The sequence below is a fragment of the Rhodospira trueperi genome, from assembly GCF_900101965.1.
In the GTDB taxonomy this organism is placed as follows: Bacteria; Pseudomonadota; Alphaproteobacteria; order Rhodospirillales; family Rhodospirillaceae; genus Rhodospira; species Rhodospira trueperi.
Genome location: NZ_FNAP01000002.1, coordinates 301,768 through 316,968 on the forward strand (window position 1 = coordinate 301,768; position 15,201 = coordinate 316,968).

The 15,201-nt window shown below is 70.1% G+C and carries 14 protein-coding genes; 4 read left to right on the forward strand and 10 right to left on the reverse strand.

The genetic code is table 11. The features are described from left to right. Window positions 1-10: 10 nt before the first annotated feature. The 6 genes from BLS85_RS04675 to BLS85_RS04700 form a co-directional block, all read right to left on the reverse strand. The gene (locus BLS85_RS04675) at window positions 11-1,012 is read right to left on the reverse strand and encodes a mitochondrial fission ELM1 family protein (RefSeq protein ID WP_176793374.1); all 1,002 of its coding nucleotides are present in this window, start codon (window positions 1,010-1,012) and stop codon (window positions 11-13) included. After that, window positions 1,009-1,413 (reverse strand): STAS/SEC14 domain-containing protein, encoded by a 405-nt coding sequence (locus tag BLS85_RS04680; protein ID WP_092782869.1) that lies wholly within the window; start codon window positions 1,411-1,413, stop codon window positions 1,009-1,011. The genes BLS85_RS04675 and BLS85_RS04680 overlap by 4 nt, the downstream gene beginning before the upstream one ends. 36 nt (window positions 1,414-1,449) lie before the next feature. Beyond that, window positions 1,450-2,970: an aminomethyl-transferring glycine dehydrogenase subunit GcvPB gene (gene gcvPB / locus BLS85_RS04685; protein WP_092782872.1), complete on the reverse strand. Its 1,521-nt coding sequence runs from the start codon at window positions 2,968-2,970 to the stop codon at window positions 1,450-1,452. Beyond that, window positions 2,967-4,319 carry an aminomethyl-transferring glycine dehydrogenase subunit GcvPA gene (gene gcvPA / locus BLS85_RS04690; RefSeq protein ID WP_092782875.1) on the reverse strand — a complete coding sequence of 451 codons (1,353 nt, stop codon included), beginning with the start codon at window positions 4,317-4,319 and terminating at the stop codon, window positions 2,967-2,969. The genes gcvPB and gcvPA overlap by 4 nt, the downstream gene beginning before the upstream one ends. A 278-nt stretch (window positions 4,320-4,597) precedes the next feature. Next, window positions 4,598-5,230 (reverse strand): indolepyruvate oxidoreductase subunit beta, encoded by a 633-nt coding sequence (locus BLS85_RS04695; protein ID WP_092782878.1) that lies wholly within the window; start codon window positions 5,228-5,230, stop codon window positions 4,598-4,600. 4 nt (window positions 5,231-5,234) lie between these two features. Beyond that, on the reverse strand, window positions 5,235-7,112 hold the full coding sequence (locus BLS85_RS04700; protein ID WP_092782881.1) for a thiamine pyrophosphate-dependent enzyme: 1,878 nt from the start codon (window positions 7,110-7,112) through the stop codon (window positions 5,235-5,237). A 377-nt stretch (window positions 7,113-7,489) separates the two neighbouring features. On the opposite strand from BLS85_RS04700, the gene BLS85_RS04705 reads away from it, so the two are divergent. The 3 genes from BLS85_RS04705 to BLS85_RS19270 all read left to right on the forward strand — a co-directional run bounded on the left by BLS85_RS04705 (window position 7,490) and on the right by BLS85_RS19270 (window position 9,514). After that, window positions 7,490-7,705, forward strand: coding sequence for a hypothetical protein (locus BLS85_RS04705; RefSeq protein WP_143027092.1), 216 nt, complete (start codon window positions 7,490-7,492; stop codon window positions 7,703-7,705). Window positions 7,706-7,918: 213 nt separating this feature from the next. Next, window positions 7,919-8,995 carry a glycosyltransferase family 2 protein gene (locus BLS85_RS04710; RefSeq protein ID WP_092782887.1) on the forward strand — a complete coding sequence of 359 codons (1,077 nt, stop codon included), beginning with the start codon at window positions 7,919-7,921 and terminating at the stop codon, window positions 8,993-8,995. A gap of 150 nt (window positions 8,996-9,145) precedes the next feature. Continuing rightward, on the forward strand, window positions 9,146-9,514 hold the full coding sequence (locus tag BLS85_RS19270; RefSeq protein WP_218128290.1) for an excalibur calcium-binding domain-containing protein: 369 nt from the start codon (window positions 9,146-9,148) through the stop codon (window positions 9,512-9,514). 130 nt (window positions 9,515-9,644) lie between these two features. Here the strand turns inward: BLS85_RS19270 and tkt are convergent, their stop codons facing one another. The 4 genes from tkt to BLS85_RS04735 all read right to left on the reverse strand — a co-directional run bounded on the left by tkt (window position 9,645) and on the right by BLS85_RS04735 (window position 14,610). Next, complete coding sequence (tkt, locus tag BLS85_RS04720) at window positions 9,645-11,648, reverse strand: transketolase (protein ID WP_092782893.1); 2,004 nt, start codon at window positions 11,646-11,648, stop codon at window positions 9,645-9,647. A gap of 161 nt (window positions 11,649-11,809) precedes the next feature. Further along, window positions 11,810-12,748, reverse strand: coding sequence for a phosphoribulokinase (locus BLS85_RS04725; RefSeq protein WP_092782896.1), 939 nt, complete (start codon window positions 12,746-12,748; stop codon window positions 11,810-11,812). A gap of 86 nt (window positions 12,749-12,834) precedes the next feature. Then, a complete protein-coding gene (glpX, locus tag BLS85_RS04730) occupies window positions 12,835-13,812 on the reverse strand; it encodes a class II fructose-bisphosphatase (RefSeq protein ID WP_245699079.1) in 978 nt (325 codons plus the stop codon). A 147-nt stretch (window positions 13,813-13,959) separates the two neighbouring features. Beyond that, entirely contained in the window at window positions 13,960-14,610 is a 651-nt protein-coding gene (locus BLS85_RS04735) for a response regulator transcription factor (protein WP_092782899.1), read from the reverse strand. Between the two features lie 111 nt (window positions 14,611-14,721). Between BLS85_RS04735 and BLS85_RS04740 the strand changes: the two genes are divergently transcribed. Then, window positions 14,722-15,141, forward strand: coding sequence for a VOC family protein (locus BLS85_RS04740; RefSeq protein WP_092782902.1), 420 nt, complete (start codon window positions 14,722-14,724; stop codon window positions 15,139-15,141). The last annotated feature ends 60 nt before the right edge of the window (window positions 15,142-15,201 follow it).

Consider the following 15,201-nt stretch of genomic DNA (forward strand, 5'->3'; position numbering starts at 1 on the left):
CCCAGCGACGTCAAGAGCGCTCCAGCAGCGCCCGCGCCTCGGTGGCGATGGCGGCGGCCGGGTTGATCGGGACGCCGCTCCAGGCGTCCCAGGCGGTGGCGTCGTCCAGCATCCGTGCCGCGCCGGCCGCCACCAACTGGGCATGATAGCGGGCGTGTGGCGCCCGTGCCCAGCCGGCTGGCGCGAAGATGTAGACCGGCCGGGCGGGAGTCGTCGCTTCGGTCAGCATGGACATGGAATCGCCGGTGACGATGACGGCGTCGGCCAGCCCCAGGAACCCCAGGTAGGGATTGCCGGCCGGCTCCGGGGTCCAGGCGTGCAGGACGTGGGGGCCGGCCAGGGACGCGCGAAGGTCCGCCAGCGCGTCCGCCCGGGTGCGCCGGCTGGTGGTCACCATCAGCGCGCCGCCGGCGCGTCGGGCCAGTTCGGATGCCTGATTCGCCAGCCGCCGGGCCACCGCCGCGTCGAGCCGGCGCCGTCCGGAATCGCCTCCCACCAGGACGGCGATGCGCGGCCGGGGCAGGTCCTCCACCGCGCTCCGCCACTCTTCCGCCGCGGTCGCCAGGCGCTCGGGGGTCAGCGGGTGCGGGGAGCCGGTCACGACGGTTACGTTGCGCCGCGCCTTCAACCGCGCCAGGGAACGGTCGTGGGCGGGGACGATGATACGGTCAAAGTCGTCGTGGCCGAAGCGCGGGTCCTGGATGTGGAGCAGGCGCGGCGCGGTGCCGTCGCGGTCGGCCAGCGCCCGCTTCAGCCAGCGCGCCACGGCGCCGGCGCGCCGGCCCGTGGTTACGATCAGGCGCGGCGGCGGCGCGGCCAACAGACGGTCGCGGGTCTCCGGCGTCGGCCTGACGCGCCCCGTCAGACGCTCCCACGGCCATTCCCGTGCATAGGTCAGGACGTTTTCCGCAATCGGCACACCCAGCGCCTGCACGACGCCCCGGGTTTGGCTGTTGGAGCCGGACAGGCCGTCCAGCAGCGCCCACACCGGGGCTGAGGGCTCGGAGGTCATGCCTCCGCCGCGCCGTGGCCGGATGGTTCGCACACCCATTGCAAAGCGGCGTCGCGATCCAGGAACACCCGGATTTCGCTGCTCAGGTGTGACCTCTCGAACTGACGGGTGAGTTCATCCCCCCAATCCGCGGTCGCGGGGTCAATCAGGATCGCGGCCCGCGACCGGCGCCGCAGCAGGTCGATGTTGCTGCGATAGGTCACCAGTCCCTCCAGAAAGGTCTGGTCGATGACGGCGCTGTCGAGTGCCCGGCAGTCCCACAGCGCGTTCACCGTGGACCGCCATGCCCCGTCGTTGATGAACGCCGCCATCTCGTCGGTGAGGTCTTCCAGAGTCAGGGTTCCGGTCAGCGTCACCTCAAGATAATTTTGGTCGGGATGGAAGGTGTGCGTCACGGGCATCCTGGTTCTCTCCCCCTTCCCCAAGGTCCTCGGGCACTACTCGGCGGCCTTGGCCGGCTCGGGCGGCTCCCAGCGCAGCACCGGATGACGCGCGGCCCGCGTCTCGTCCAGGCGGCGGCGCGGGGTGTGGCGCGGCGCCTCGGTGAAGAACGCCGCGTCGCCCGACCGTGCCTTGTCCGCCAGCGCCAGCACGGCATCGCAGAACGCGTCCAGGCTGTCCCGGCTCTCGGTCTCGGTTGGCTCCATCAGCATGGCCCCATGCACCACCAAGGGGAAGTACATCGTCATCGGGTGAACGCCCTCGTCGATCATCGCCTTGGCGAAGTCGAGCGTCGAGACGCCGGTGCCCTTCAGGAAGCGGTCGTCGAACAGGGCCTCGTGCATGCACGGCCCCTCGAACGACGGCGTCAGCGTCTCGCTCAGTCGCGCCAGCAGGTAGTTGGCGTTCAGCACCGCGTCCCCCGACGCCTGCCGCAGGCCGTCGGCGCCCATGCTCATCAGATAGGACAGGGCGCGAACGAACACGCCGAACTGACCGTGGAAACCCTTCATGCGGCCGAACGGCTGCATGTCGCCCTCAACGCGCTCGATCAGGCGATAGCCGCCGTCGGCCTCCGCCACCACATGCGGCAAGGGCGCGAACGGCGCCAGCGCGGGGCTGAGCACCGTGGGGCCGGCGCCCGGCCCGCCGCCGCCGTGCGGCGTGGAGAAGGTCTTGTGAAGGTTGATGTGCATGGCGTCGACGCCCAGGTCGGCGATCTTCACCCGGCCGACCAGGGCGTTGAAGTTGGCGCCGTCGAGGTAAAAGTAGGCCCCGGCCTCGTGGACCGCCGTCGCCAGCGCCATGATGTCGTTTTCGAACAGGCCGCAGGTGTTGGGGTTGGTCAGCATGACCCCGGCCACCTGATCGTCCAGCGCCTCCCGGAACGCCGCGAGGTCCACCCGGCCCCGGTCGTCCCCGGGCACGCCGCGCACCTTAAAGCCGCACAGCGCCGCCGTCGCCGGGTTGGTGCCGTGCGCCGAATCGGGCACCAAGACCACACGGCGGTCGCCGGCGCCGCGCGCGTCCAGGGCGGCGCGGATGGCCTGCATGCCGCAGAGTTCCCCATGTGCCCCGGCGGCCGGTGACAGCGCCACGGCCTCCATCCCGGTCAGGCCGAGCAGCCACTCGGACAGCCGGTGCATGACCGCCAACGCCCCCTGCACGGTCGATTGCGGCTGGAACGGGTGCAGGTCGGCGAAGCCGGGCAGCCGCGCCATGCGCTCGTTCAGGCGCGGGTTGTGCTTCATGGTGCACGAGCCGAGCGGATAGAACCCGGCGTCGATGGCGTAGTTCTTCTGCGACAGCCGGGTGTAGTGGCGCACCACCTCGGGCTCGCTGAGGCCGGACAGGCCGATGGGGCCGGTCCGCGCCAGTCCGCCCAGGCGGTCGGGCAGATCCGGCGGATCGGGCAGATCGACGCCCGTCTTGTCGGGGTGGCCCTGCTCGAAGATCAAGGGTTCCTCGATCTGAAGACCACGGTTGCCGGTCAGGGTGGGGGTGCCGCGTTCGGTCATGCCAGGGCCTCCGTCAGGGCGCGGGCCAGCGCCTCCATGTCCTCGCGTTCGGTGGTCTCGGTGGCGCAGACCAGCAGACCGTCCGCCAGTTCCGGGAAGGTCGGCCAGAACCGCGACAGCGGCACGCCGGCCAGGATGCCCTTGCCGGCCAGGGTCTCGACCACGGCGGCGGCGTCATGACCGGGCAGGCGCACCAAGACCTCATTGAAGAACGTGGGCGTCACCACCTCCAGGCCGGACACGCCCTCCAGCAGCCCGACCAGTTCCACCGCCTTCCCGTGGTTCAGGCGCGCGAGCCGCGAAAAGCCGGCCTCGCCCAGCAGCGACATGTGAATGGTCCAGGCCAGTGCCACCAGGCCGCTGTTGGTGCAGATGTTGGAGGTCGCCTTCTCGCGCCGGATGTGCTGCTCGCGCGTGGACAACGTGAGCACCCAGCCGCGCCGGCCGTCCTGGTCCTCGGTTTCGCCAGCCAGCCGGCCCGGCATGTGGCGCACGAACTTCTTGCGCGTGGCGAACAGGCCGACGCCGGGGCCGCCGAAGTTCAGCGAGCTGCCGATGGCGTGGCCCTCGCCGACGACGATGTCCGCCCCCATCTCGCCCGGCGGTTTCACCAGCCCCAGCGACACCGGCTCCGCCACCGCCACCACCAGCAGCGCGCCCTGGGCGTGGCATTCCGACGCCAGCGCCGACAGGTCGGACAGGCGGCCGAAGAAGTCGGGGTTCTGGACCACCACACAGGCGTGTCCCTCGTTCACGCGCCCGATCAGGTCGGCGATGCCGACGGGGTCGGGGTCGAGCACCTCGACCTTGATGTCGGTGTAGCGCAGGAAGCTGGCCGTGGTCTCGGCGTAGTGGGGATGCACGCCCCCGGCCACCAGCACCCGCTTGCGACGGGTCACGCGGCTGGCCATGGCGGCGGCCTCGGCCACGCCGGTGGCGGCGTCGTACATGGACGCGTTGGCCACCTCCATGCCGGTGATGAGCGCCACCTGGGTCTGGAACTCGAACAGGGTTTGCAGCGTGCCCTGACTGACCTCGGGCTGATAGGGCGTGTAGGCGGTCAGGAACTCACCGCGCTGGATCAGGTGATCCACGGTCGCCGGCACGTGGTGGCGGTAGGCCCCAGCGCCCAGGAAGCACGGCCCCGATCCGGCCGCCCGGTTGCGCGTGGCGAGCGCCGACAGGTCCCGTTCCACCGCCATTTCGGTGGCGTGCTCGGGCAACGCGTCGAACGGCGCGTCCGCCAGGGTCTCGGCCGGCACGTCGCAAAACAGATCGTCCACGGACCCGGCGCCGATGCGGTCGAGCATGGCGCGGCGGTCATGGTCGGTCAGGGGCAGATAGCGCATGGGGTCGGGTCCTCGTGTGTTTCACCGGGCCTTGACGGCAGACCGCGCCCCCTCCCCGGCGGAGAGAGGGTGGAGGGGGAGCGTCGCGCGCCGCGACTGTAAGCGGTAGAGAGGGCGTCGGGAACCATGCACTATCGGCCCCTTGAGATTCAAGGGGTTATGGTCCAAGCGAGTCCCCATCTTCGGCACGCGGCTTCGCGGGTCCGGCGCGCAAGCGCCCGCCGAACCGACGTGAATGACGGGGATTGATTGTGACGCCGGGGCGGCGCGGTGCCGGGTCAACCCGCCGCGACAGGCTCCGGCGCGGCCGTCACCGCCGCCCGGCCGGCGTCGAAGGCACGGGCGTTGAGGTCGGCCAGGGCGGGTTTGCGGGCGCGGAACACCGCCACCACCCGCTCGCGCAGATCGTCGGCCGACAGCGGCAGCAGGTCGGAGACGGCGCCCAGCATGACCGTGTTCATCAGACGGTGGTTGCCCAGCGAGTCGGCGATATCCCAGGCCTCGACCACGCGCACCTCGACGCCGACGGCGCGGATCATGCCGATGGGATCCTCGGGGTAGTCGAACAGCCCCTGATGCACCACCGGCGGCTTGACCCGCAGCCCGTTCACCACCGCCTTGCCGGTGCGCCGCAACTGGCCGATCCAGCGCAGGGCCTCGGCGGCCTCGAACCCCAGCAGCAGGTCGGCCTCGCCGTCGGGAATGGCCGGGGCCAGCACGCGCGGCCCGAATCGCAGATGCGAGGTCACCACCCCACCGCGCTGGGCCATGCCGGCGACCTCGGTCTTCTTGGCGTCGTGGCCGGCGGCGACGGCGGCCTGGGCCAGCAGTTCGGCGGCGGTCAGCACGCCCTGGCCGCCGATGCCGCACAGCAGAACATTGGTGACGGTGGCGGCCGGAGACTCGGTCATGGGCTCACACTCTCTCAAGGCGGGGATGCGCGGACGGATCCAGCGGCACAATGGCGTTGGGCGCGCAGGTTTCCACACAGGCGTTGCAGCCGGTGCAGAAGGCGCTGTCGATGCGGGCGAAAGCCAGTTCCTTGGTCTTGCCGCTCTTGGTGGTCGTGGTCTCGCGCCGCGTGACCTGGATCGCCGGGCAGCCGGTGTTGATGCAGCCGCCGCAGCCGGTGCAGTCCTCCTCGACCACTTTCAGGGCCGGGCGCGGTTGATGCCGGTCGGTCAGCACGCACGGCTGGTCGGTGATGATGACCGAGACCTCCGGCACCTGGGTTTCGGCGCGGATCAACTGGAACAATTCGGGCAGCTTGTACGGATCGACGGAGTGCACCCGGTCCGGCTTGACGCCCATGGCCTTGACCAGGGCGAGGAAATCGACGCGCGGCGCCTCCGCGCCGTGAATGTCGAAGCCGGTGCCCGGGTGTTCCTGCCCGCCGGTCATGGCGACGGTGCGGTTGTCCAGGATCAGCACGGTGACGTTGGCGCGGTTGTAGACGAGATCGAGAAGGCCCTGCATGCCCATGTGCAGGAAGGTGGAATCGCCGATGACGGAGACCACGGCCTTGGTCGCATCCTCGCCGGAGCGGGCGGCGGCCAGCCCCTGGGCCATGGTCATCGAGGCGCCCATGCAGGTGCAGGTGTCCATGGCCTGCCACGGGTGCCCGGCGCCCAGGGTGTAACAGCCGATGTCCCCGGCGATCAGCGTCGAGCGCCGCAGTTTGGACAGGCAGTAGAACGGGCTCAGGTGCGGACAGCCGGCGCACATGGTCGGGGGGCGCGGGAACACGGAGGGATCGGGGCCGGCCGGCGCCGGCGCGGCGCCGACCGAGTCCGCATCGCCGCGCCACGCGGCCACGGCCCGGCGCAGCACCGCGACGGACAACTCGCCATGCTTGGGCAGCACGTCCTTGCCGTGGACCGACAGGCCGGCGGCGCGCAGTTCCTGCTCGATCAGGGGTTCGGTTTCCTCGACCACCAACAGCGCGTCCACCGTCCGCGAGAAGGCGCGGATGCGCTCCACCGGCACCGGAAACGTCTGGCCCAGCTTGAGCACCGGCGTATCGGGCAGGGCCTCGCGCGCCGACAGGGCGGCCGGACCGCTGGCCACGATGCCCAGCGAGCGGTCGATGCCGTCCAACAGGGTGGTTAGTTCGCTGTCCTCGGACAGCGCGGTCAGGGTGGCGTCGCGCTCGTCCTGGCGCGGCAGCATGGCCTTGGCGTTGCTGGGCAGCATGACCCAGCGGCGCGAATCGCGGATGAAGCCGCGCGCCGGCGGGGCCTGACGCTCGCCCACGGTGACCAGTGTCTTGACGTGGCAGACCCGCGTGGTCAGGCGCAGGATCACCGGGCAGCCCACCTGCTCCGACAGTTCGAACGCCGCCAGCGTTTGGTCGTGGGCGTCCTGGGCCTCCGCCGGCTCCAGAATCGGCAAATGGGCGAAGCGGCCCCAGTGGCGGCTGTCCTGTTCGTTCTGGCTGGACGACAGGCCGACATCGTCGGCCACGGCGATCACCAGCCCGCCGTGACAGCCGGCCAACGCCTGACTCATCAGGGCGTCGGCGGCCACGTTCAGCCCGACGTGCTTCATGGCACAGAACGCGCGCGCTCCGGCCAGCGAGGCGCCGATGGCGACCTCCAGGGCGACCTTTTCGTTCACGCTCCACTGCGCCCGGATGTCCGGGTAGCGGGCCAGCGTCTCCAGAATCTCGGTGGAGGGCGTGCCGGGATAGGCGGTGGCCAGCGCCGCCCCGGATTCCCAGACCGCGCGGGCCACGGCCTCGTTGCCGGAAAACAGGGTGCGTCCGCCGACGGCGATATCGGTCAGGGCGTTCATGAACCGGGTCCTCCCCCTGCCTGGGCCGCAGGCCCGATTCGGGGCTCCGGCGAATGCCGCGCGGCACGAAATCTAAATGGTCCAAGCTCCGGGCGCGCGACCGTCCGCCAACCGACGCGGCACCGCAACGAGCCCAGGGAACCGCAGCGTTTACCGTGCACGCCCCGCAGCGTCAAGGCGCCACGGAGTGCGGGCTTTCGGGAGGCTTTCGGATGGTGTGCGGGCTGTCACAGCGCGGCGCCGACAGGGCGGCTAGGGTGCAGGTGAGAGGTTGGGGTGGCGTCGGGGGATCCGGAGCGGGTCGTGCCAGTCCGAAGGCCCCTCCGGGGCAACGGGCAGGACCTGATCATGATGAGGGGGACAGGGAGGACATGGTCATGGAAAGCACGGAAAGAGTCGCACCAGGCCAGAAGTGGCGCGTCAACCGTCCGTTCCGCGTCGAGCGCGGCGGCAGCCGCTTCCTGATCCCGCAGGGCAGCACCCTGATCGTCACCATGGTGCGACAGGATTACGATGCGGTCTGGGTCAGCTACGGCTACAACCGGTTCCAGGTCTCGCAACAGAACATGGCGGACTACGCCACGCCGGCCTGACCGGGACGGTGTTGGCCTCTATTCCCCCGCCGGGGCCGGCGTGCCCCCGGATTGAATCGGGGGTGAGAAGACAGGTTGAAACGAGCGGCGCGGGCCTTTCCGCGCCGTTTTCGTGTGGGCGTCGATCCCATCCCCGAACCGATTGCCCCACCTCGACGGGCGTGCGACAAAGCCCGGGTCGCCCTCGTTCTCGCGCGAAAGTCCGGGTCTTCCATGTCCAAACCGGCCGAGACATCGCCGCCGCTGGTCAGCGTGCTGATGGTTTCCCATTACACCGCGCGGCTGGCGCGGCGGGCGCTCGACCATCTGGCGGCGCAGGAGTACCGGGACTTCGAGGTGGTGCTGGTGGAGAACGGCGTCGGTGACGCCGACTGGGCCTGGGCCGAGATCGCCCGCCGGTCCTTTCCGATCACCGTGGTGCCGCCGGACGAGAACCTGGGCTTCGCGGCCGGCGCCAATCTGGCCGCGCGGCACGCCCGGGGACACTGGCTCGCCCTGTTGCATCCCGATGCCTTTCCGGATCCGGACTGGCTGTCGAGCCTGATGGGCGCCGCCGCGCGGTATCCGGCGGGCACGGCGTTCGGGTCGGTTCAGGTGAACGCGGCGGAGCCGGGGCTCCTGGATGGCATCGGGGAGTGCTGGAGCCCCCTCGGGCTGGCGTGGCGGGGCGGGCACGGCGCGCCGGTGGACACCGCGCCGGGTGTTCTCGCGTCGGGGCGGGACCGGGGCGTTCTGGCCCCCTGTGCCGCCGCTGCGCTGTGGGCGCGGGCGGACTTCGAGGCCCTGGGCGGTTTCGCCGAACGGTATTTCTGTGACATGGAGGACGTCGATCTGGCGCTGCGCCACCGGCTGCGCGGGGGGCGTTGCGTGACCGTGGCGGCGGCCCGGGTTCGGCATGTCGGCGGCGGTACGGCGACGCGGCACGATCCGTTCCGACTTGGGATGGAACGGCGCGGCGCCCTGTGGACCGCCGTGCGGACAACCCCGGCGGCCTGGTTCTGGCCGCTGCTGCCGGTGCAGGTGGCGGTTCACGCGGTGATGCTGGGACGGGCCGCGCGACACGGTGCGTTCCGGTCGGCGTGGCAGGGCCTGCGGGAGGGGGTGGCCGCGCTGCCCGGGCCGGACGGCGTATGGGCCGAACGGCGCGCCATCCAAGCCACCCGGACGGCGCCGCTGGGCGCGCTGGCCCGGGCCGTGACCTGGAATCCGCTGCGCCGGCTCCGCCACACGGCGAAGACGTGGCCGGTGGAGGTGGAGGCGGCGCAGTCGCGCCGGGCAGCCGTCGAATGAAGTCAATTCATTCGACGGCAGGTATTTGAACCCCTGGCGGCAGGTCGCTTCTTCGGCTGCCGCCCATTCCATGATACACCTCAAGGATGCGGGTTGGGTGGCTGGCCATCGGCGGTCAAGCACCCTTGACTTGGGATGCGAACCGGAAAGATGCGACACCTGAAGATCGTTCAGAGCAACACAAACACGTCGGATCGGGAGAAGAAGGCCCGGGCGTTGCGAAAGCGATTCGAGCGGGTCTCGCGCCGGATCGAGTGGCACGAGCGCCGACGTCGCCTGTTGCGGCGCTTGGTCTGGATCGCGCTGCCGGCGTCCTTGATCCTGGCCGTCTGGATATGGGTGGTCGCGCTGTCGCCGTGGCCGGCCGACGAAACGTTCCGGCACATCATGGCCATGCCGAATTGCGCCGCCGCTGAAGCGGCCGGCGTGTCCCCGGCGTATCGGGGGGATCCCGGGTATTGGCCCTGGCTCGACGCGGACAGGGACGGCGTGGCCTGTGAGTCCGCTGGGTGGCGGTGATCGGCGGCCGGAGTGTCCCCCGCCGAGCAGAAACACATCCGGGCAAGAGGGGACCTCCCGCCCGGACGTGATCCATGGTGACCGGGCGCGGGCGGGAGACCGTCTCCCGTCCGGCCCAGGCAAACCGGTCCTACAGCTTCGCCTTGGCGGCGGCGACGGCGGCCTCGGCGGTGATGCCGAAGTGCGCGTACAGCGCGGGCGCCGGGGCGGAGGCGCCAAAGCCCTCCATGCCGATGAACGCGCCGTTGTCGCCTAGCCAGCGCTGCCAGCCCATGTCACCGGCGGCTTCGATGCCGATCCGCACGGTGTCCGGGCCGAGCACGGCGTCGCGATAGCTCTGATCCTGGGCGCTGAACAGCTCCCAACACGGCATGGAGACGACCGCCGTCGGGATGTCCTCGGCCTGCAACATCTCGCGGGCCTTGACGGCGATTTCCACCTCGGAGCCGGTGGCCAACAGCGTCACCTTGCGCGCCCCGCCCTCGGCCTCGGCCAGGACGTAGGCGCCCTTGGCACTCGGCATGTCTGCGGATGCGGCGGCGCGCAGCGTCGGCAGGCCCTGACGGCTCAGGGCCAGCACGCTCGGGCCGCCGTTGTTCATCAGCGCCAGCGCCCAGCACTCGGCGGTCTCCACCGCGTCGGCGGGGCGGAACACGAGCACGTTGGGCATGGCGCGCAGCGACGCCAGATGCTCCACCGGCTGGTGGGTCGGGCCGTCCTCGCCCAGGCCGATGGAGTCGTGGGTCATGACGTGGATGACCCGCACGCCCATCAGCGCCGCGAGGCGGATCGACGGCCGGTTGTAATCCGCGAACACCAGGAAGGTGCCGCCGTAGGGGATGAACTCACCGTGCAGGGCCAGCCCGTTCATGGCGGCGGCCATGCCGTGCTCGCGCACGCCGTAGTGGATGTAGTTGCCGGCGTAGTCGCCCGGCTTGACCGGCGTCATGCCGGCGGCCTTGGTGTTGTTGGAGCCGGTCAGGTCGGCTGAGCCGCCGATCATCGTCGGCACCGACGGCACCAGGGCGTCGAGTGCTTTTTGGGAGGCCACGCGGGTGGCGAGCTTCGGCTTGTCCTCGATCAGCGTGGCGATGTGCGCCTTCAGGCCATCGTCCCAGCCGGCCGGAAGGTCGCCGGACAGGGCGGCGGTCATGGCGTCGCGGATGTCGGCCGGGGCGGCCTGAAGCCTCGCCTGCCAGTCGGCGCGGGCCTTGGCGCCGCGTGCGCCGGCGGCACGCCACGCGGTCAGCGCGTCCTCGGGCAGGGCGAAGGGGCCGTGGCTCCAGTTCAGCGTGTCGCGCATGGCGGCGATCTCGTCGTCGCCCAGCGGTGCGCCGTGGGTGGAGTGGCTGCCCTGCTTGTTGGGGGCGCCCCAGCCGATGATGGTCTTGCAGGCGATCAGGCTGGGCTTGTCGCTCGTCTGGGCGGCGGCGATGGCGGCGGCGATGGCATCCGGGTCATGGCCGTCGACGCGGGTGGTGTCCCAGCCGCTGGCCGCGAAGCGGGCCAACTGGTCCTCCGACGTGGCCAGATCGGTCGAGCCGTCGATGGAGATTTCGTTGTCGTCCCACAGCACGATCAGCTTGGACAGCTTCAGGTGCCCGGCCAGCGAAATGGCCTCCTGGCTGATGCCCTCCATCAGGCAGCCGTCTCCGGCGATGACGTAGGTGTAGTGGTCCACCAGATCGGCGCCGTAGCGGGCGGCGGCCATGCGTTCGCCCAGCGCCATGCCGACCGACGTGGCGATGCCCTGCCCCAGTGGGCCGGTGGTCATCTCGATGCCCGGGGCGTGGCCGTACTCGGGGTGGCCGGCGGTCTTGCTGCCGAGCTGGCGGAAGTTCTTGAGGTCGTCGATCTCCATGCCCGGCATGCCGGTCAGGTAGGCCAGCGAATACAGCAGCATGGAGCCATGCCCGGCCGACAGCACGAAGCGGTCGCGGTTGGCCCAGGTCGGGTCGGCGGCGTCGTAGTTCATGACGCGGGTGAACAGCACCGTGGCCACGTCGGCCATGCCCATGGGCATGCCGGGGTGACCGGACTTCGCGGCCTGCACGGCGTCGGCGGCCAGGAAGCGGATGCAGTTGGCCATGTCCGCGTGGGCGGCGGCGGCCGTCGGGGAAGCGTGATGGGTCATGACGGGGTCCTTCCTCGCACGGGGCCGGTTGCGCTCGCGGCCCTCATCCTGGTCGTTTCCATTTCCCTTGGCGGCGACGGCCCGGCCTGACCGGACGAGGCCAGACCGGGCCGCCGACCGGTCTTTTCAGCATGGCGGCCGGGGCGCCGCATTGACGCATGTTAAATGACGTGAATTCCCAGCGCGGCCTTGACCATGTGATAGGCGATCAGAAGCTGCGACAGGGCCAGCGGATGGCTCACCATGCTTTCGTTGTCGGCATTCCTGAACTCGCCCACGTTGGCGCGCAGGTGGCCGGCCTCCGGGATCAGATCCCACAGCAGGTTTTCCAGCGCCGCCGCACGCTCGTCGGTGAGCGATCCGGACAGGCCGAGCACGTCCACCGGCTTGCCGTCCTCGTCGCGGGTTAGGTCCAGGCTCAGTTCGTTCTTGGCGCTGGCGTCCACCAGCGGCGCGAGGTTCGGGTGCGGCAGGGTCGGGCGCAGGATGTGGCGCACGTCCAGATGGGCGCCGCGTTCCTCGGCGTGACCGGCCGGGCGCTTGAACTGCACCACGATGTCGGCGAAGGCCCGCTGCGGGTGGATGTGCGCCGGGCTGAGCGAGCGGCGCTTGTCCAGCGACGCCAGAACCTGGTCCTTGGTGTAGCCGCGCTCGACCGTGTCGCGCTGGATCTTCCAGTCGATGCGCAGGTCCTCGTCCGGCTCCAGGTAGACCTTGACGTCGTAGCAGTCGCGCATCTCCTTGCTGGAGTAACCCAGCAGACCCTCGACGATGATGAACGGCTTCGGCGCCACGTACTCCGGCGCCGCCAGTTCGCCCTTCTCGTGATCGTACACGGGCTTCAGGATCGGCTTGCCCTGGCTCAGCAGTTCCAGGTGCTGCTCGATGATGTCCATGTAGTTGGCGCGCGGGTCCAGCGCCGACAGGCCGTTCTCCTTGCGCTCGGCGCGGGAGTAGCGGTGGTAGTCGTCGGTGCGGATGGCGGCGACGCGATCCTCGCCCAGGATACGCGCCACACCGCGGGCCAGCGTGGTCTTGCCGCTGGCCGAGTCACCGACCATGCCAAGGATGACGGGACGATCAAAGCGCTTCAAAGGCATGACGGAGGATCCCTCCAAACATCGGTCTTCGTTTCGTGGGGCCGGCGCGGATCGGCGCCGGCGCGCGACGCGTCGTCTTCGTGGCCTCACCCGGCGACGGAGTCGCGGGGGCGCCAGTTGGTCAGGAACTGACGCTCCCCGCTGGCCCCGGAGATCATCATGGTGTGGACACGGTGGTGCGCGGGGTGACGCTGCACCCCGTCCAGCAGCAGCCCGGAGGTGATGCCGGTGGCGCAGAAGAACACGTTCTGCGACCGGATCATGTCCTCCATGGCATACCAGTTTTCGGTGCTCAGGCCGGCGTCGCGCACGGCGATCTGCTCGCTCGGCAACTGCGGATCAAGGCGCCCCATGAAGTCGCCGCCCAGCGCGCGCACGGCGCAGGCGGTCATGACGCCCTCCGGTGTGCCGCCGGTGCCCATCAGCGCATCGATGCCGGAGCCCGGAATGGCGGCCATCAGGGCGCCGGCCACGTCTCCCGCCGGATACAGCGCGACGCGGGCGCCGGCCTCGTGGATGCGCTCGATCATCGGGCGGTGGCGCGGCTTGTCCAGGACGTAGATGGTCAATTCGCCGATGGGCTTGTCCAGCGCCTGGGCCAGCGCCGTCAGGCGCCGCTCCACCGGCCACGCGGGGTCGATCTTGCCCTTGGCGGCCGGCGGCACCGCCAGCTTCTCCATGTAGAACGCCGGGCCGGGGTCCATCATCGAGCCGCGCGGCGCGGCGGCGATCACGGCCAGCGAGTTGGTCTGGCCGGTTGCCATAAAGGTCGTGCCCTCGATGGGATCGACGGCGATGTCGAGTTGCACGGCATCCGCCGCCTGACCGACACGTTCGTTGTTGTACAGGGCCGGCGCCTCGTCCTTCTCGCCCTCGCCGATGACCACGACGCCGTCGATGGCCAGTTGGTTCAGGGCCTCGCGCATGGCGTCCACGGCAGCGCCGTCGCCATCTTCCTTGCGGCCGCGGCCGATCCAGTCATAGGCGGCGACGGCCGCCGCCTCGGTCACGGTGCGCAGGGCGTACAGGAACAGGGGCGCGCTCTCCCCGGTCATGCTCATCATGGCCGCTTTTCTCCCCCCTTCGTCTCGGACGGGACAGGATTGGATTGATGAGGGGACGCTAATGTAACAGGAACTTTGGGGAAACACCCGTCCGGGCAGGGCGGAAGACTCTTTCGGGGGATGGATAGGCTACCCGAACGGGCAGGTTCACACTGCGGAACCGCCCCGGCCATCGTCGGCCAGGAACGCGGCCACCGCCCCGGCCCGGTTGGCGACATCGAGCTTGCCGAAGACGTTCTTCAGGTGGAACTTGACCGTATGCACCGAAATGCCGAAGCGGGCGGCGATGCGGGCGTTGGAGTCGCCCTCGGCCAGACAGGCCAGCAGTTCGCGCTCGCGCGCCGTCAGGCCGTCCAGCGGTGATGCCTCGCGCGTGCCCAGCCGGGAGACATCGGTGTAGGGAAAGGTCATGTGGCCCCGGGCCACGGTGTCGATGGCCGCCAGCAGCCGTTCGGGGGTCTCGGCCTTGGAACAGAAGCCGGCGCCCCCCAGATCCATGACCCGGCGCGGAATGTCGGGATCCGTCTCGCCGGTGTAGACCAGGATGCGCGGCGCTCGCTCGCGCCCCCGCAGCGCCTGGAGCACCGCCGCGCCGTCCATGTAGGGCATGGACCAGCCGATCACGCCGACCCGGAAGGTCAGCCGGTCCACGGCGCGCAGGAACAGTTCACCGTCCTCGGCGGTGCCCTGAAGGTTGAACCGGGGGTCCTCGGCGAGCAGCGTCTTCATGGCCATGCGCACCAGGGGGCTCTTGTCGGCCACGAACACGTCGACCAACGGCTGTTCGCGCGTCTCCATCCCCTCTGGCTCCGATCCGTGCGGGCACCGCGTCTGGCGTTTTGACCGCGACAGCGTAGAGTCTTCCACGGCTCCGGGCCAAGCGCCATATGAACAGGAGATCACGAAGTCATGAAATACCTGCACACCATGGTTCGGGTCACTGACCTGGACGCCTCGCTGGCCTTCTACCGCGACGTCCTCGGGCTGCGGGAGACCCGCCGCACAGACTCCGAGAAGGGGCGCTTCACGCTCGTCTACCTGGCCGCCAACGAAAACCCGGAGGCGGAGATCGAATTGACCTGGAACTGGGATCCGGAGGAACTCACCGGCGGGCGCAACTTCGGTCATCTCGCCTTCCGGGTCGACGACATCCACGCCACCTGCCAGCGCATCATGGATCAGGGCGTGACCATCAACCGGCCGCCCCGCGACGGCCGTATGGCCTTCATCCGCTCGCCGGAGGGGATTTCCATCGAGCTGTTGCAGGCCGGCGAGGCCCTGACGCCCTGCGAGCCCTGGGTCTCGATGGAGAACACGGGGACGTGGTGAGAATGAGGGCAGTACGACGGCGCGTCGCCCCAAACAACAAACGGCCCCGCGTGGGGGCCG